Raw genomic sequence first — 17,168 nt, 5'->3', positions numbered from 1 at the left:
GTTTTTGGTCGGTGCGAGAGGAACGAAACCTACTTTGCAGGATCCATTCATCTACAAATGAGCAATGGCGCGCCGACACCGTATGACGGCGCTTGCAAATTTCTCTGGTGTATCTGATTTGGTATGGGTGATTAATAAATAAGTTAAAAGCATGAAGATAATTGTTTTCTTCATGCCTTATTTTAGGTGTTAATTCTTCTTTGCATGTAGCCTGAAGTTAATAATCCATATTATTGAAAAAATCACAGCGATATCAAAAACAAACATTGTTCTTGTTCCTGAGCTAAATACGGTAGGTGAAAGCCCCATGGCAACAACAGATATAGCCCCAATAGTCAATGCAATAGCCACCATGTAACTATTGTCAAAGCATTTAAAGCAAATATAGATCGCAGAGAAGAATGATATTAAATCAATGAGGAGGTACGCATAGGTCTTAATTGATGCAAATATTTCTGGCGTGAATTTAAGCATGTTTGTATCATTTTTGCTATTCATGCAGAACATGACAATAATTTGTAGTGCTACAAAGCAAGACGCAGCTATAACTAAAGGATCTTTTTTGTTAAAAACTAGCGCACATACAAAGCATGCGGCTAATAGTATTAAGTATGGAGTGTTGTTAAAATCAGAAAGATGTGTATGAAGCAGATATACCCCTAAAGATGCTTTCTGAAAAATATTCAATGTTAGGTAGTCAGGGAAAGCAAACCAAGCCTCAGTTTGAGCTCTTTCAGCACTCCCTGGCGATAAGTAACAAACGGCAAAGTTTATTACACTGATGATAATACACATCAAGCTTAGGTTTTTATGGCATTTTTTACTAAAAATGAAAACAACAAAGAGTGCGAGAATGGCGGCAAGGGCTATCTGCTCACTATAAGAGTATATAAATGGAGCCAGAAGCGCGATTGCTCTGGAAATCCCAATGTATCGGTATGGTTTCAGGCACACAGATATTGTAAATATAGCAAGTGATGCGGGTAGTAAATAATTGTAGAATCCTGTCACCCACAGTGCTGCATCATTAATCACAGAAGATTTCATCAAACTGAATAAGAAAACTGTAATGCTCAGGAGTAATGCCGCGTAATTTTTTTCACTTGCAATTACAGTTATTGAGTAACAAGTTAGAAAAATGGAAACCGGTATGGCGATAATCCAAAAATAGCTATATTTAATCGTGTGCAAAAGTACAAACTCTACTCCGATCCTTCCGGACCAGGTAAGGTATCGTGACTTTAATATCTCCCAAATATTATTTGTAGATAGCAGATTAAGAAAATATTGGTCATCCCCATCAATTCTTAAATTTACGCTTCTGGTCAAGTGAAGTATCGCAACCGCTGCCACGAGTATTAGTATATAATTTATTTTATTTACATTCGTAAGTTGCATAGCTCTCATTACCTTGTGAATCAATAGCTTCGATCATGAATTTTCCTGAGTAGTTACTATTTCCAATCACTCTTTTAGCGGCGAAAAAGCCTGGAAGTTCATAAGAAGATAAACCAAGTGACTCGTTAACACCTGGCACGTGGAAGGAGGTCTTGTTTATTTTTTGATATTCGCCATTATCATCTTGAGCATAAATATTGATTTTTACCCTGCCTGAATTTGGCAAGTATGCCCACCCCTTAAGGGAAACATAATCTTTTGATACATCACATCCCTCGATAGCCCACCGCATAGCAGTAGCCTGTTTGCCTTGTGTATCAATAAGCTTTGATTTACTTATGTTCCATGAAGTAAACATCACAGCGGAAATTAATACGCTGGCAATGAGTAACGATACATAAATTAATCTGTCCTTGCTCATTATTTTCTAACTCTCTTCATTATATATTTAGGTCGTTTTTTGGTCTCAATATAGATCCGTCCTATATACTCCCCAAGCACACCAATTCCAATTAGCTGAACACCACCGAGGAAAAGTATTGAAACAATAAGCGAAGGATAACCACGCACAGGATTTCCAAAGGCAAGAGTATCAACGATCATCCATGCACCATACAGAAATGCCATACCAGCTACAAACAGACCAATATATGTCCAGATCCTAAGCGGAAATGTCGAAAAGCTTGTTATACCCTCAAGCGCCAGGTTCCATAATTTCCAGCCATTGAACTTTGTCGTCCCTGCGACCCTTTCAGCCCTGGCATACTCTACGACTTCAATACTTCCGCCCACCCAGCTAAGAACTCCCTTCATAAAGAGATTTCTCTCAGGCATGAGTTTGATGTTTTCAACAACATCACGCGACATTAGACGGAAATCACCAACATTCTCTTCGATCTTAGGATTGCTTATTTTATTGTGGAGCTTATAAAACCACTCAGCAGTTTTGCGTTTCAGGTGGCCATCCGTAGAGCGGTCTGAACGCTTAGCAAGCACCATATCAGCGCCAGCCTGCCATTTATCTATCAGATTAGGAATGACTTCGATGGGGTCCTGTAGGTCCACGTCAATCGGGATGATTGCTTCACCTGTAGCGTGGTCAAGCCCTGCAAACAAAGCAGGCTCTTTGCCAAAGTTACGAGTGAAGGAAAGCGGAACTACAAGTGGGTCGGCAATGGCCAATGCGTTTATGATTGACTCTGTTGCATCTTTGCTTCCGTCGTTAATGAATACTATCTCGACTTCATGCTGCTGAAGATCTTCAAATTCCCGCACAGTTTTGTAGAAGATTGGAATTGCTTCCTCTTCATTAAATACCGGAACTACCAGAGAGATTTTCATTTAGCATTCCTAAAAACAATGAAATTTGAGTATATGAAACCGGCAATAAGGCTGAATCCGGAAAAAGCGATCAGGGTAATTACAGGCGGCGCACCGATGACATCAGCAACAAACCCTGTCAAACCTGCCATAATCCCCATGAAAGCGACGAACGCGATATAGCGGCCGGATGTAGCACGTGCTTTGAACGTCCACTTTGCATTAGCGAAAAAGCTGAATGTGACTGCAATACAAAAAGCGACAACGTTTGCCAGAGCCTGGCTTGTGCTCATGAAATGAAACAGCGCGCCGAAGCACATCCAGTGCAGAGCTGTATTGATTACACCAACTGAGACATAACGACTAAATAGCTTTAACATCATAAAATTCAGTCAATTCTGAAAGGAGAGAAGTGTAGCACTTCAAAGAAACTTGATCGACCCTCAGATTTGACGATTCTGTATATAATTACAGTTGTTAATGAGATAATTATGCCACGCACAGCAGGCATAAGTGCTGCCTTTGGGTAACCAAGTTAAAGACGATAAATTGGCAGTAATGTAGCGTGCAAATGTCGATGGTTATTCCCCAGTGCTCCCACGTACATATTATAAACATAAAAAAACCAGCCATAAGAGGCTGGTTTTAAATATGTTTTTGGTCGGCACGAGAGGATTTGAACCTCCGACCCCCGACACCCCATGACGGTGCGCTACCAGGCTGCGCTACGTGCCGACGCATAAAAAGAATACTACTCGATTCCGTTTTGAATGCAAGGGAATCCGTCGCTAACTGGTTTATTATTAATCAGTTAGCGATAAACCGCTTCTCATCCGTCAGAACCTGCAGCAGCAGGCTCAGCTGCGGTTTCTGGTCTTTCAGCCGTTCACCCTGCAGATTATAGGTCTGATAATTCCCGTTGCTGTTCAGCACCAGCGTCAGCTTCGGCGTGGTCACCACCAGCGTATTATTCCCCGCAGCCGTCACCCAGCTGTGGCGGCGCGCGGCGCTGAAGAGATCCTGCCCCTGCGAATACTCGTTTGCTGGTGTGCTGACATGCAGCAGGCGTTGCATCAGGGTAGTCATCACATCTTTATGCTCGGTGAGCATATTGATGCGCTGCGCCGGCGTGCCTGGCCAGTGGATCACCAGCGGAACCTGCAGATTCGGACGAGACCAGCTCATACTCTTCGTCTCGTCACCTAACGGGATGCCATGACCCGCGGTCACGATCACCACGGTATTGTCCAGCTTGCCTGACTCGCGAAGCGCGTCAAGCACGCGGCCTATCTGTGCATCAACATCGCCAGCCGCGCGGCCGTAACGGCGCGCAAAGTCATTCTTATTGCTGTTGGCAAGCGTTGTGCCATTAAAGGCAACCCATGAGAACCAGCGGTTATCTTCCTGGGCGTAGCGCTGCAGCCAGTTTATCCATTGGCTGGCGGTCTGCGCATCGGACTGATTTTGTGCCGTCGGCAGTGAGAAATCGGACAGCAGCGCCTGGCGGTAGAGCGGGCTGTTAAAGCCATCGGAGGAGAATAACCCTAACTGATAGCCTTGCTGATTCAGCCCGGTAATCAGCGCCGCAGGCGTGCGGGTAGACAGTACGCCGTCCATGTAGCCGGCAGAAATGCCGTAGAAGAGGCCAAAAATGCCCGCATCGGTTGAGTTACCGGAGCTCATGTGCTGAGTAAACGAGACGTTTTTACTGGCGAAATCAGCCAGCGCAGGCATCTGCTTCTCGTAACGGGAATAGTTCAGGCCATCGACGGTGATCAGCAGGACGTTTTGCCCGCGACCCATATCGCGGTACTGCAGGTCGCTCAGAGGATACTGAACGCTGACGGCTTCCGGGTTACCCTGTTCGACCAGGCGGCGCTGGTACTCCTGCGCATCAAGCAGGCCGTGTTTCTCGAGGAAGCGACGGGCCGTCATCGGATATGAGAGCGGCAGGTTAGCGCGCTGCATGGTAATCGGGCGATAGAAGTTCGCATCCGCCCAGATATACATGATGTGCGAACTGATGAAGGAGATGAAGAAGAGCGCGGCGACGGGCTTCGCGTAATGGCGTCGCCGGGTCAGACTGCGCAGTTTTTGCCAGCTCCAGGTGGCAAACAGCATCTCAATCAACAGGATCACCGGGACGCTGATAAACATCAGCTGCCAGTCACGGGCCGTTTCGTTCTGGTCGGGGTTAATCACCAGTTCCCAGACGATGGGGTTGAGGTGCAGGTGGAAGCGGGTGAACACTTCACTGTCGATAAGCAGCAGCGTCATCCCCACCGTCGCAAGGATGGCGGACAAGAACCGCATCAGACGCTGCGACATGACGATAAACGTCAAGGGGAACAGGATCAGCAGATAGGTGGCGAAAACCAAAAAGCTAAAGTGACCGACAACGCTTATCCAGGAGTAGATACGCCCGGTTAGCGTTGTTGGCCAGTCTGCGACAAACAGATAACGACAGCCGATGACCGTCGCCAACAGAATGTTGAACAGGGCAAACCAGTGCCCCCAGCTGACCATCTGGGAGACTTTTTCACGGTAGCGCTGACGATTCGTCACCATAAACTGTTGTTCGTATCCCTTAATGGGCCGGGTCGTTGCTGACGGACGACTGTAAAGCCTGGGCGAACGATTTTGCGATCGCCTGACGCTGAGCCGGAGCAACGCTGGTGTTAATCAGGTTGGTGACCATATTTCCCAAAACCATCAGGGAGAGATCGGTCGGCGTTTTATGTTTTTCCAGTACGTTGACCAGCTCACTGAGCAGTTGTTCAACGTGTTCATCACTGTAGCGGGAATGTTGTGGCATAAATCAAAATCAGTTTGTTGATGAAAGGGCAACATATTACCGTAGCAACAGCTTTTTTTCCCCTTTTTTATCTGTTGTTGCACACATGTCCTGGTGGTGGTTGAATACCGCCCGGTCTAAAAGGAGAGTTTATCATGAGTCTGGAAATCAACCAGATTGCCTTGCACCAGCTTATCAAGCGTGATGAGCAAACCCTTGAAGTGGTGCTGCGCGATTCGTTACTGGAACCCACGGCGACCGTTGTGGAGATGATGGCAGAGCTGCATCGCGTCTACAGTGCCAAAAATAAAGCCTATGGCCTGTTCAGCGAAGAGAGTGAGCTGGCTGATAGTCTGCGCCTGCAGCGTCAGGGCGAAGAGGATTTTCTGGCGTTTAGCCGCGCCGCAACCGGGCGTCTGCGCGACGAGCTGGCGAAATATCCGTTCGCCGACGGCGGGATCGTGCTGTTCTGCCACTACCGCTATCTGGCAGTAGAATATCTGCTGGTTACCGTGCTGAATAACTTAAGCAGCATGCGCGTGAACGAGCAGCTGGATATCAGCTCAACCCATTATCTGGATATCAACCATGCGGATATCGTGGCGCGCATTGATTTGACCGAATGGGAAACCAACCCGGAGTCGACCCGCTACCTGACATTCCTGAAGGGGCGCGTGGGCCGCAAAGTGGCGGATTTCTTTATGGATTTCCTCGGTGCCAGCGAAGGTCTCAACGCCAAAGCGCAGAACAAAGGGCTGCTCCAGGCGGTTGACGACTTCACAGCAGAAGCGCAGCTCGACAAATCTGAGCGCCAGACCGTGCGTCAGCAGGTCTACAGCTACTGCAACGAACAGCTGCAGGCAGGGGAAGAGATTGAGCTGGAGTCCCTGTCAAAAGAGCTGGCGGGCGTCAGCGAAGTCAGCTTCCAGGAATTCACTGCGGAGAAAGGCTATGAGCTTGAAGAGAGCTTCCCGGCGGATCGCAGCACGCTGCGTCAGTTAACCAAGTTTGCCGGCAGCGGCGGTGGGTTAACCATCAACTTTGACGCGATGTTGCTGGGTGAACGCATCTTCTGGGATCCGGCCACCGATACGCTGACGATCAAAGGCACGCCGCCGAACCTGCGCGATCAGCTTCAGCGCCGTACCTCGGGCGGGAAATAACAGCCATAAAAAAACCCCGCAGAAGCGGGGTTTTTTTTCGACGTGTTTGCGATTACGCGCGAACGAAGTCGATGTGAGACAGTTTTGGCTTGTACGGGTGACGCTGAACAGCCTGAACTTTCACTTTTTCTTCTTTACCGCCAACAACGATGGTCAGAACTTCGCTGTAGAATTCAGCTTTGGTCTGCAGGTTCCACAGTTTGTCGTGATCCAGTTCGATTGCAACTGGAGCAGCTTCGCCACCGTAAACGATAGCCGGGAACTTGTTAGCGTTACGCAGGCGGCGGCTCGCACCCTTACCCTGCACGTTACGTACTTCTGCTTCGATAGTGAACATTGATTTCTCTCTGTATTTAAAACCCTGCTACAGGCGACCCAGCAGCAGGTGAGTGTTCTGCCTCACGGATGTGAAGCGGGCGGCATTTTATACTCAAATGCCCCTCACATCAATGAAAAGTCCCGCTAGCCGCGCAATTCGTTGGCGCGACGGAAGCGACCTTCGTAGTCAAAGAGTTTCTCACGTACCTGCCAGAACTGGCCTTTCTTACGGGCGACGACAAAATCCGGATGGCGCAATAACATCTGCTGGCGCACGATATCAGCCACGGTTATCCAGCGCAGGGACACCCCCGGCGTGCGGGTGTGCGGGCGGATAAACAGCTGTTCGAAGGCCATTCGCTGAGCAGGCGTCTGGACCCGGAAGCGCTCGCTGACGTCCGCCCCGTCTTCGTCGTAATAGGTGATTTTCAACCACTCACCTTTTTCATCGGTGCCGGGCTGCAGCGCCATGCCGGAACAGCGCAGTACCAGCGCATCTTTCAGCTTTAGCGCCGCTTTCAGCATGTCGTCCGGGTCAACCAGCACCGTGTCGCATTCCCGACAGCGGCGCGCGGCAATGTCGTTTTCGGCGTTGCACTGCGGGCAGTTTTTGAACCGGAAGCGGAAATCACACTGCTCGCGATGCCCGTCATCATCTTCAAACCAGCCCTGACAGCGGCGGCCAAAGTGTTCGATTAGCGTACCGTCGGCGGTGGTTTTTCCCCAGAAGGTGTTGGCGAAACCGCAGGCTGGGCAAAAGACCTGTACGGGCACATTGTCGCTTTTCCCTTTTGGCGCGCCGACTTCAGGCGTATAGAGATCGTGCGGGTTACCGGCATAATCCAGAATCAGGCAGTCGGTTTTTCCCGGAGCAAGACGCAGACCGCGGCCAACAATTTGCTGATACAGACTGACCGATTCGGTCGGGCGCAAAATGGCGATCAGGTCGACGTGCGGGGCGTCAAAGCCGGTGGTCAATACCGACACGTTAATCAGATAGCGGAACCGCTGGGCCTTAAACGCGTCAATCAGGTTGTCGCGCTCCGGGCCGGGCGTCTCGCCAGTGATTAACGCCGCGTCGCCGGAGGGCAGTAACCCGGTGATTTCTCGCGCGTGCTCAACGGTGGCGGCAAAGATCATCACCCCCTTGCGCGTCGCGGCGAACTCCTCTATCTGGCTGATGATATGCGGCGTAATACGCTTCTGCTTTTTCAGCTCCTGGTTGAGATCCGCCTCGCTGAATAATCCGTTGCTCTGCGCCTGCAGACGGCTGAAATCGTACTGCACCACCGGCATATCCAGCCGTTCAGGGGGCGTCAGGTAGCCATGTTTAATCATATAGCGCAGCGGAAGTTCGTAAATGCAGTCGCTAAACAGGGCCTTGTCATCGCCGCGCACCATGCCGTGATAATGGTAGCGATAGATCCAGCCTTTCCCCAGACGAAATGGGGTCGCCGTCAGGCCCAGCAGGCGCAGGTGAGGGTTCACCGCTTTCAGGTGAGTCAGGATTTGCTGATACTGGCTGTCGTCGTCATCGCTGATGCGGTGGCACTCGTCGATAATCAGCAGCGAAAATTCGCTGCGAAACAGGTCCAGATTGCGCGCCACCGACTGCACGCTGCCAAAGACCACTTTGCCGTGGCTCTCTTTGCGCTTCAGCCCGGCGGCGAAAATATCGGCTTCCAGCCCAAGCGCACAATACTTGGCATGGTTTTGCGCGACGAGCTCTTTGACGTGCGCCAGCACCAGCACGCGACCGCGCGCCAGACGCGCCAGTTCGGCGATGACCAGGCTTTTGCCTGCGCCGGTCGGGAGCACAATCGCCGCTGGCTCGCGGTGTTTACGGAACCAGGCGAGGGTGGCGTCAACGGCTTCCTGCTGATAGGGACGAAGTGTAAAAGTCATAGGGTCTCGGTTTCGTTATTTCGCACATAGTATGCCACGAAACTTTTTCCCTTGAGTGGCGCAACCAGACCATTATACTGAACCGTTCCAGACTGCTTCTTTTTTCGGACCCGTAGTCCGACTTCCAGCATCATTAAGGCTAAAAAGATTTCATGCGACTTGATAAGTTTATCGCTCAGCAACTCGGCGTAAGCCGCGCTATTGCCGGGCGCGAAATTCGCGCCAGCCGCGTTACCGTGGATGGCGACATTGTGAGAGACACCGCTTTCAAACTTCAGCCTGAGCATCAGGTGGAGTATGACGGCAATCCGCTGACCCAGCAGCACGGTCCGCGCTACTTCATGCTCAATAAGCCGGAAGGCTACGTCTGCTCAACGGACGATCCGGATCATCCGACGGTGCTCTATTTCCTCGATGAACCGGTGGCGCACAAGCTGCACGCCGCAGGCCGTCTCGACATCGACACCACGGGCCTGGTGCTGATGACCGACGACGGGCAGTGGTCGCATCGCATTACTTCCCCGCGTCACCACTGCGAGAAAACCTATCTGGTCACGCTGGAGTCGCCGGTGTCGGATGACACGGCAGAGCAATTCACGAAAGGCGTTCAGCTGCATAATGAAAAAGATCTGACCAAACCCGCGGTGCTTGAGGTGATCACGCCGACCGAAGTCCGTCTGACCATCAGCGAAGGGCGCTACCATCAGGTGAAACGTATGTTTGCCGCGGTGGGGAACCGCGTTGTTGGCCTGCATCGTGAGCGGATTGGTGCGATTGAACTCGATCCCGACCTGGCGCCAGGCGAATATCGCCCGTTAACGGAAGAAGAGATCGCCAGCGTCGGTCTGCCTTCGCACTAATTTCAGGAGAGCTCTGTGACCACCAGGCCACACTCGTCGTTCAAAATCGTCTTCATTCTTGGCCTGCTGGCCATGCTGATGCCGCTGTCTATTGATATGTACCTGCCTGCGCTGCCGGTGATTTCTGCACAGTTTGGCGTCCCGGCGGGCAGCGCGCAGATGACGCTCAGCACCTATATTCTCGGCTTTGCCCTCGGCCAGCTGTTTTATGGCCCGATGGCGGACAGCCTTGGACGCAAGCCCGTCATTCTGGGCGGGACGCTGGTCTTTGCGGCCGCAGCGGTGGCCTGTGCGCTGGCGCAGAGTATCGATCATCTGATTGTCATGCGCTTCTTCCACGGTCTGGCGGCAGCAGCGGCAAGCGTGGTGATTAACGCCCTGATGCGCGATATCTACCCGAAGGAAGAGTTCTCCCGGATGATGTCGTTCGTGATGCTGGTGACGACGATTGCGCCGCTGGTGGCACCCATGGCCGGTGGTGCGGTGCTGGTATGGTTTAGCTGGCACGCGATTTTCTGGATCCTGGCCCTGGCCGCGCTGCTGGCCTCGGCGATGATTTTCTTCTTTATAGATGAAACGCTTCCCGTCGAGCGCCGTCAGAAATTCCACATCCGAACCACAATAGGCAACTTTGCCTCGCTGTTTCGCCACAAGCGCGTGCTCAGCTATATGCTGGCAAGCGGGTTCAGCTTCGCCGGGATGTTCTCCTTCCTGAGTGCCGGGCCGTTTGTCTACATCGAGCTGAACCACGTTTCGCCGCAGCACTTTGGCTATTACTTTGCGCTTAACATCGTCTTCCTGTTCATCATGACCATCATCAACAGCCGTTTTGTCCGACGGGTGGGGGCGCTGAACATGTTCCGCGCCGGGCTGTGGATCCAGTTTGTGATGGCTATCTGGCTGGTGGTGAGTGCGTTTCTGGGCGTGGGCTTCTGGGCGCTGGTGGTCGGCGTGGCGGCCTTTGTCGGCTGCGTGTCGATGGTGTCATCTAATGCGATGGCGGTGATCCTGGATGAGTTTCCGCATATGGCGGGCACCGCATCTTCCCTGGCGGGGACGTTCCGCTTCGGCATCGGCGCTATCGTTGGCGCGTTGCTTTCGATGGCCACCTTTACGACGGCATGGCCGATGCTGTGGGCGATGGCTTTTTGCGCAACCAGCTCGATACTCTTCTATCTTTACGCCAGTCGACCGCGAAAAGCGGCCCACTAAAACACAGAGAAGGCCCGGCAGGGCCTTTTTTGTTGATGCATATCAACCAAACCTCCGTTCGTTTATTCCGTGTTTGTTTATTTTATGTAAAATCTATTTATGTAAAAAGTCACATCATTGTATTCAAAAAGGTTGAGTTAGATCGCAGAAACGGGTACATATAGCGCCGACGCAAGCCTGGAAACGGATAAAAAAGCGCTGAATAGTGCAGGCTGGCGATGATGTGTTACTATAAATGTAAATAAATTGTGAAGTAAATTTTGCTTCCGGGGAACGAACGTGAATACATTACAACTCTCCATTGTCCATCGCTTGCCCCAGAGCTATCGCTGGTCGGCGGGTTTTGCAGGTTCGAAAGTTGAACCGATTCCGCAAAGCGTCGCTGGCTGCGAAAACTGCCTGGTAGCACTCAAGCTGTTGAGTCCGAGCGACGAAAATGCGTGGCGGGTGATGGAGCGTCTCAGTCAGGCCCTGACGGATATCGAAGTGGACAGCTCCGTACTGGAGTGCGAAGGTGAGCCATGCCTGTTTGTGAAAAGCCAGGACGAGTTTGCCGCCACCTGCCGTCTGAAGAATTTTGGCGTTGCCATTGCTGAGCCTTTCTCCGGCCAGTACCCGTTCTGACCGCTAGTCTGCCGATAACAGCTGGCGCGTGTAGCGCTGCGTTGGCGCGCTAAATACGCGCTGGCACTCACCTTGCTCGACCACTTCTCCCTGTCGCAACACAATCACCTGATGACATAGCGCCCGCACCACCTGTAGATCGTGGCTGATAAAGATATAGGCCAGCCGGTGCTTTTCCTGAAGCCCTTTCAGCAGGGCCAGGATCTGCGCCTGAACGGTTCTGTCCAGCGACGATGTCGGTTCATCCAGAATAATCAGCTCCGGTTTCAGGATCAGCGCGCGGGCAATGGCGATACGCTGACGCTGTCCGCCGGAGAATTCAGCCGGATAGCGGTGACGCGTCTCGGCATCTAAGCCCACTTCGGCCATCACCCGCATAACTTCCTGCTCTCGCTGCTGAGCGCTCAGGCCGGACTGATGCACGCGCAGACCCTCTTCGATAATCTGTAACACGCTGAGCCGTGGGTTAAGCGAAGAGTTAGGATCCTGAAACACCACCTGCATGCGGGGCCGCACGGGCAGCATCTGACGGCGGTTCCAGCGGTGCAGCGGCATATCGTCAAAGAGGATCTCGCCCTGGGAGGCAATTAAGCGCAGCAGCGCCAGGCCGGTGGTGCTCTTACCCGAACCGGATTCGCCCACCAGCCCCAGGGATTCTCCCGGGCGCAGCGAGAAGCGGATGTTTTTCAGCACCGGATTCTGGTCGACAATGCGCCGCAGAAGACCTTTGCGGATCGGGAACGAGACGGACAGATCCTCAACGCGCAGCAGCGGTGTGCTGTCAGCCGCGAGAGGAACCGGGTCGCCGGAGGGTTCGCTGTCGAGCAAACGCTGCGTATAGGGGTGCTGCGGCGCGCTCAGCAGCGTGGACGCGGTATTCTGTTCAACGCACCGTCCGTTTTGCATCACCGCGACGCTGTCGGCCAGCTTTCTCACAATGCTCAGGTTATGCGTGATAAACAGCAGGCTCATGTTCAGCTCGTCACGCAGTTCCCGCAGCAGCGTCAATATTTGCGCCTGTACCGTCACGTCCAGCGCCGTTGTAGGCTCGTCGGCAATCAACAGCTCGGGGCGCGTGAGCAGGGCCATGGCAATCATCACGCGCTGGCGTTCACCGCCGGAGAGCTGGTGCGGAAAATCATTCAGCCGTTTGGCCGCGTTGCGTATGCCCGTTCGTTCCAGACAGTCCAGAATTTCTCCCCGCGCGGCCTCTTTGCGCATCCCCCGGTGCAGGGAGAGCACTTCATAGAGTTGTTTCTCCAGGCTGTGCAGCGGGTTGAGGGAAACCATGGGCTCCTGGAAGATCATGGCGATTTTGTTGCCGCGAATGCCGCGCAGGGTATGTTCATCGGCATGCAGCAGCGAACTGCCGTGAAACAGAATATCCCCTTGCGGGTAGCTCACCGGCGGAGAAGGCAGCAGCCGCAGGATGGAGAGTGCGGAAACGCTCTTGCCTGAACCCGACTCGCCCACCAGGGCCAGCGTTTCACCGGGCTGGATCTGCAGCGACAGGTCGGTGACCACGGTGCGCGTCTCGCCCTGCGTTGAAAAAGCAATAGACAGGTTATCAATACTCAGAAGAGGCTGGGTCATTTTATACCGCCTTGTTCGGATCGAAGGCATCGCGCACGGCTTCGCCTATAAAAATCAGCAGCGAAAGCAGCACGGCCACGGAAAGAAAGGCGGCGATGCCTAACCACGGCGCCTGCAGATTGTTTTTGCCCTGCAGCAGCAGTTCGCCCAGTGACGGGGAACCCAGCGGTAGCCCGAAACCAAGAAAATCCAGCGAGGTGAGGGTGGTGATGGAGCTGCACAGAATAAACGGCAGGAAGGTAAGCGTTGCTACCACCGCGTTGGGCAGCATATGGCGGAAGATAATCCCGCGATCGCTCACGCCAAGCGCCTGCGCGGCGCGAATATAGTCGAAATTACGGGTGCGCAGAAACTCCGCCCGCACCACGCCCACCAGCGCCATCCAGCCGAACAGGACGGTGATGCCTAACAGCCACCAGAAGCCAGGCTGCACCACGCTGGAAAGCAGGATGATCAGAAACAGCGTTGGCATACCTGACCAGACTTCAATAACCCGCTGGCCCCACAGGTCAATTTTCCCGCCGTAATAACCCTGAACGGCACCCGCCACGACGCCCATCACACTTGAGAAGATCGTCAGCATCAGCCCAAAGAGAAGCGAGATTCGCGTGCCATAAAGGATGCGCGCCAGCACGTCGCCGCCGTTCGCATCGGTTCCCAGCCAGTTTTGCGCGGAGGGCGGGGAAGGGAAGGGGGTGGTGGTGGCAAAGTTAATGCTGTTTGCGCCAAAGCGCACCGGTGCCCAGAGCGCCCAGCCGTGCTTGTCGATTTGATCGCGAAGCCACGGATCCTGATACTCCGCCGGTGTCGCAAACGGGCCGCCAAAGTCGCTTTCGCTGTAGTTGGCGATAACCGGCACGTACCAGCGGTCGTTAAAATGCACCAGCAACGGTTTGTCGTTGGCGATCAGCTCCGAACACATGCTTAAGGCAAACAGCACGGCAAAAATCCACAGCGACCAGTAGCCGCGGCGGTTGTGGCGAAAGCGGGCCCAGCGGGCCTGGTTGACGGGGCTTAAACGCGGCATCAGCGGCCCTCAAAATCGATTCGGGGATCGACCAGCGTATAGCTGATATCGCTGATGATATTCAGCAGCAGGCCAATCAGGGTGAAAATATAGAGTGTGCCAAACATCACCGGATAATCGCGCGACACGGTAGCCTCATAGCCCAGCAGCCCCAGGCCGTTGAGCGAGAACATCACCTCTATCAGCAGCGAGCCGGTAAAAAACATGCCGATGAACGTGGCCGGAAATCCGGCGATCACCAGCAGCATGGCGTTGCGAAACACGTGTTTCCACATGATCTGCTTCTCGCTCACGCCCTTGGCGCGGGCAGTAACGACGTACTGTTTACGTATTTCATCGAGAAAGGCGTTTTTGGTCAACATGGTCAGGGCCGCAAACCCGCCGATGACCGTGGCTAGCACCGGCAGCGTGATATGCCAGAGATAGTCAGTGATTTTCTGATACCACGGCAGGGAACTGAAATCGGCGGAGACCAGCCCCCGCAGCGGGAAGAAGTCGAAATAACTTCCCCCGGCAAAAAAGACAATCAGCAGGACGGCAAACAGAAACGCCGGGATGGCATAGCCGATAATGATGAACGTGCTGCTCCAGATATCGAAGCGGCTGCCGTTATACACCGCTTTGCGGATCCCGAGCGGTATAGAGACCAGATAGATAATCAGCGTTCCCCACAGCCCCAGCGTTATCGACACCGGCAGGCTTTGCTTGATCAACGTTAGCACTGAGGCACTGCGAAACAGGCTATCGCCAAAATCAAAGCGGATGTAATCCCAGAGCATTTTGAAATAGCGCTCGTGAATCGGTTTGTCAAAGCCGTAGCGGTGGGTGATCTCGGCGATCACTTCCGGATCCAGCCCGCGGCCGCCGCGATAATGGCTTTCACTGATATTCCCTACGCCGGTTCGCGCATGGCTCGCGCCCATCCCTTCACCGCCGCCGCCGGGCATGCCGCCGCTGTTGCCAAATTCAATGGCGGCAATCGCCTGATCGACCGGGCCACCGGGGGCGATTTGCACGATAAAAAAGTTAATCGTGATGATGGCCCACAGGGTGGGGATGACCAGCAGGAGACGACGGATAAGATACGCACCCATGATGATTCCTTATCGCCGCTCAGCGGGAAGTCTGGCGGCTTTGTTAACGTCATACCCCCAGGTATCAAAGCCCAGGGAATAGACAGGGCGCACGGCAGGCACGGAGAACTTGTCCCAGCGCGCCAGGCGATCTTCGCCCATATACCACATCGGCAGCATGTAGTAGTTCCAGGTTAAGACCCTGTCGAGGGCGCGCCCGAGCGGCAGGAGCTTTTCTTTATCCCCCTGCGCCGCCACTATTTTCGCAATCAGCGCGTCAATCGCCGGGCTTTTTACCCCTGGCGCATTGTAGGAGGAGTCGATGTAGCTGGAAGCCCAGGAGATTTGCAGGTCCGAGCTGGGCCACGGCTGGGCGGGCCACAGGCGCTGCATCATGTCGTAATCACGGCTGCGCATGCGGCTGGTGATCTGCGCATTATCGACCTGGCGAATGTTCATGGTCACGCCCAGCCGCTCAAGGTTGTGCTTAAACGGCAGTACCCACTGATCGTTGCCCCCGGACGAGAGCAGCAGCTCAAAGCTGAGAGGCTTACCCGTTTTGGCATCCACACGCTTTTGATTTTTCAGGTGCCAGCCCGCGTCATCCAGCAGCTTGCTGGCTTTGAGCAGGTTGTCGCGGTCGTAGCCGTCCCCGTTCGACGCGGGCGGCTGAAACACGGTGGTGAACACCTGCGGCGGAACCTCCGCTTTTAGCGGCGCCAGCAGAACCAGCTCGTCGGCTTTCGGGTAATCACGCGCGGCGTACTCGGTATTCTGGAAATAGCTGCTGGCGCGGCTGTAAGCCCCGTAAAACAGCGCTTTGTTCATCCATTCAAAATCAAAGGCCAGAGATATCGCTTCCCGCACCCGGCGGTCATTAAATACCGGACGCTGAATATTAAACGCCAGCCAGCGGGTGTCCTGGGCCGACTCATTTTTGTGCTCGTCTTTGACGATATAGCCTTTTGCGAAATTTTTGCCGATATAGCGGGTCGCCCAGTTTTTGGCGCTGCTCTCTACGCGTAAATCGAAGGCGCCGGCTTTGAACGCTTCAAACGCCACGTTATCGTCGAGGTAGTAATCATAGCGAAGGGTGTCGAAATTCCAGCGCCCGCGGTTTACCGGCAGGTTCGCCGCCCAGTAATCTTTGACGCGAGAGTAAACGACATATTGCCCCATGCGCCAGTCGGTGATGCGGTATGGGCCGCCTGCCAGCGGCGGCGTGGAAAGCGGGTCGCTTAGCTTATGATTCTTCCAGAACGATTCAGGCATCACCGGCAGCGAGAACAGGCTAAGCATGTTCTCCTTGTTCGGTTCGCTCAGCTCGATGCGCACGGTGAGCGGCGCAATGGCTCTGACGGACGCGCCCTTGTACACGATGCGGAACTGGGGGACGCCTTCGGTCATGAATTTATGGAAGGTGAACGCGACGTCGCTGGCCTTCACCGGCGTACCGTCATGAAAACGTGCTCGTGGGTTCAGCGAGATTTCCGCCCAGGCGAAGTTATCCGCGTAACGGACGTTATCGGCAATCAGCGGATAGTAGCTGCCGGGTTCATCATCAGACGTGACAAAGAGCGTATCGTAAAGCGATTCCGTCCGCGCGGCCGCCACGCCGCGCAGGGCGAAGCGGTTGAAGTTGTCGAATGTCCCCGTGGCGGAAAGCGTGACTTTTCCGCCCTTCGGCGCGGCAGGGTTAACGTAATCGAAGTGCGTAAAATTGACCGCATATTTCGGCTCGCCAATCACCGCGAAGGCGATATTTTCTTTGATGGCCTGCGCCTGGCTGGACAGGCTCGTTAGTGCCAACATCAGCAACATGAAGCGCGTAAGCATCTCGCGGCGGCTCCCTCTTTTACAGACCGGCTCGGTTAAGCTGAA

Annotated in this window: 16 protein-coding genes and 1 tRNA gene; 4 read left to right on the top strand and 13 right to left on the bottom strand. The window is 53.6% G+C overall.

Annotated features, from left to right (window positions below):
* Nucleotides 1-189: 189 nt before the first annotated feature.
* The 7 genes from V1566_RS18620 to V1566_RS18590 form a co-directional block, all read right to left on the bottom strand.
* On the bottom strand, nt 190-1,398 hold the full coding sequence (locus V1566_RS18620; protein ID WP_395304283.1) for a DUF6056 family protein: 1,209 nt from the start codon (nt 1,396-1,398) through the stop codon (nt 190-192).
* Nucleotides 1,376-1,819, bottom strand: a complete 444-nt coding sequence (locus V1566_RS18615) for a hypothetical protein (RefSeq protein ID WP_395304282.1) — start codon at nt 1,817-1,819, stop codon at nt 1,376-1,378. The genes V1566_RS18620 and V1566_RS18615 overlap by 23 nt, the downstream gene beginning before the upstream one ends.
* Nucleotides 1,819-2,739 carry a glycosyltransferase family 2 protein gene (locus tag V1566_RS18610; protein ID WP_395304281.1) on the bottom strand — a complete coding sequence of 307 codons (921 nt, stop codon included), beginning with the start codon at nt 2,737-2,739 and terminating at the stop codon, nt 1,819-1,821. The genes V1566_RS18615 and V1566_RS18610 overlap by 1 nt, the downstream gene beginning before the upstream one ends.
* Nucleotides 2,736-3,098, bottom strand: a complete 363-nt coding sequence (locus V1566_RS18605) for a GtrA family protein (RefSeq protein ID WP_395306019.1) — start codon at nt 3,096-3,098, stop codon at nt 2,736-2,738. The genes V1566_RS18610 and V1566_RS18605 overlap by 4 nt, the downstream gene beginning before the upstream one ends.
* A gap of 278 nt (nt 3,099-3,376) precedes the next feature.
* Nucleotides 3,377-3,453, bottom strand: a tRNA-Pro gene (locus V1566_RS18600).
* Nucleotides 3,454-3,525: 72 nt separating this feature from the next.
* Nucleotides 3,526-5,286, bottom strand: coding sequence for an LPS biosynthesis-modulating metalloenzyme YejM (gene yejM / locus V1566_RS18595; protein ID WP_395304280.1), 1,761 nt, complete (start codon nt 5,284-5,286; stop codon nt 3,526-3,528).
* A 19-nt stretch (nt 5,287-5,305) separates the two neighbouring features.
* Complete coding sequence (locus V1566_RS18590) at nt 5,306-5,533, bottom strand: YejL family protein (protein ID WP_008500958.1); 228 nt, start codon at nt 5,531-5,533, stop codon at nt 5,306-5,308.
* A 134-nt stretch (nt 5,534-5,667) separates the two neighbouring features.
* On the opposite strand from V1566_RS18590, the gene yejK reads away from it, so the two are divergent.
* A complete protein-coding gene (gene yejK, locus V1566_RS18585) occupies nt 5,668-6,675 on the top strand; it encodes a nucleoid-associated protein YejK (RefSeq protein ID WP_008500957.1) in 1,008 nt (335 codons plus the stop codon).
* Between the two features lie 52 nt (nt 6,676-6,727).
* On the opposite strand, the gene rplY is transcribed toward yejK, so the two are convergent.
* A complete protein-coding gene (gene rplY / locus V1566_RS18580) occupies nt 6,728-7,012 on the bottom strand; it encodes a 50S ribosomal protein L25 (protein WP_395304279.1) in 285 nt (94 codons plus the stop codon).
* A gap of 125 nt (nt 7,013-7,137) precedes the next feature.
* Entirely contained in the window at nt 7,138-8,898 is a 1,761-nt protein-coding gene (locus V1566_RS18575) for a DEAD/DEAH box helicase (protein WP_395304278.1), read from the bottom strand.
* A 152-nt stretch (nt 8,899-9,050) separates the two neighbouring features.
* Here V1566_RS18575 and rsuA point away from each other — a divergent pair, with 152 nt between their 5' ends.
* From rsuA to V1566_RS18560, 3 genes are all read left to right on the top strand, one after another.
* Nucleotides 9,051-9,758 (top strand): 16S rRNA pseudouridine(516) synthase RsuA, encoded by a 708-nt coding sequence (rsuA, locus tag V1566_RS18570; RefSeq protein ID WP_032659004.1) that lies wholly within the window; start codon nt 9,051-9,053, stop codon nt 9,756-9,758.
* Between the two features lie 15 nt (nt 9,759-9,773).
* Nucleotides 9,774-10,970 (top strand): Bcr/CflA family multidrug efflux MFS transporter, encoded by a 1,197-nt coding sequence (locus V1566_RS18565; RefSeq protein WP_395304277.1) that lies wholly within the window; start codon nt 9,774-9,776, stop codon nt 10,968-10,970.
* 279 nt (nt 10,971-11,249) lie between these two features.
* Nucleotides 11,250-11,594 (top strand): YejG family protein, encoded by a 345-nt coding sequence (locus tag V1566_RS18560; RefSeq protein ID WP_028013883.1) that lies wholly within the window; start codon nt 11,250-11,252, stop codon nt 11,592-11,594.
* Nucleotides 11,595-11,597: 3 nt separating this feature from the next.
* Here the strand turns inward: V1566_RS18560 and yejF are convergent, their stop codons facing one another.
* Genes yejF through V1566_RS18540 form a run of 4 tightly spaced genes read right to left on the bottom strand, consistent with a single transcriptional unit; the run spans nt 11,598 to nt 17,123 of the window.
* Nucleotides 11,598-13,187 (bottom strand): microcin C ABC transporter ATP-binding protein YejF, encoded by a 1,590-nt coding sequence (gene yejF, locus V1566_RS18555; RefSeq protein WP_395304276.1) that lies wholly within the window; start codon nt 13,185-13,187, stop codon nt 11,598-11,600.
* A 1-nt stretch (nt 13,188) separates the two neighbouring features.
* A complete protein-coding gene (locus tag V1566_RS18550; RefSeq protein ID WP_395304275.1) occupies nt 13,189-14,214 on the bottom strand; it encodes an ABC transporter permease in 1,026 nt (341 codons plus the stop codon).
* Nucleotides 14,214-15,308 carry a microcin C ABC transporter permease YejB gene (locus V1566_RS18545; protein WP_395304274.1) on the bottom strand — a complete coding sequence of 365 codons (1,095 nt, stop codon included), beginning with the start codon at nt 15,306-15,308 and terminating at the stop codon, nt 14,214-14,216. The genes V1566_RS18550 and V1566_RS18545 overlap by 1 nt, the downstream gene beginning before the upstream one ends.
* Before the next feature lie 9 nt (nt 15,309-15,317).
* Entirely contained in the window at nt 15,318-17,123 is a 1,806-nt protein-coding gene (locus V1566_RS18540; RefSeq protein ID WP_395304273.1) for an extracellular solute-binding protein, read from the bottom strand.
* Nucleotides 17,124-17,168 lie beyond the last annotated feature (45 nt).

Origin of the sequence: Enterobacter sp. ECC-019, from assembly GCF_043974075.1 — a bacterium.
GTDB classification, from domain to species: Bacteria; Pseudomonadota; Gammaproteobacteria; order Enterobacterales; family Enterobacteriaceae; genus Enterobacter; species Enterobacter asburiae_D.
Note: the sequence above shows the minus strand (reverse complement) of the source record. Positions and strands in the feature narration are given on the sequence as shown.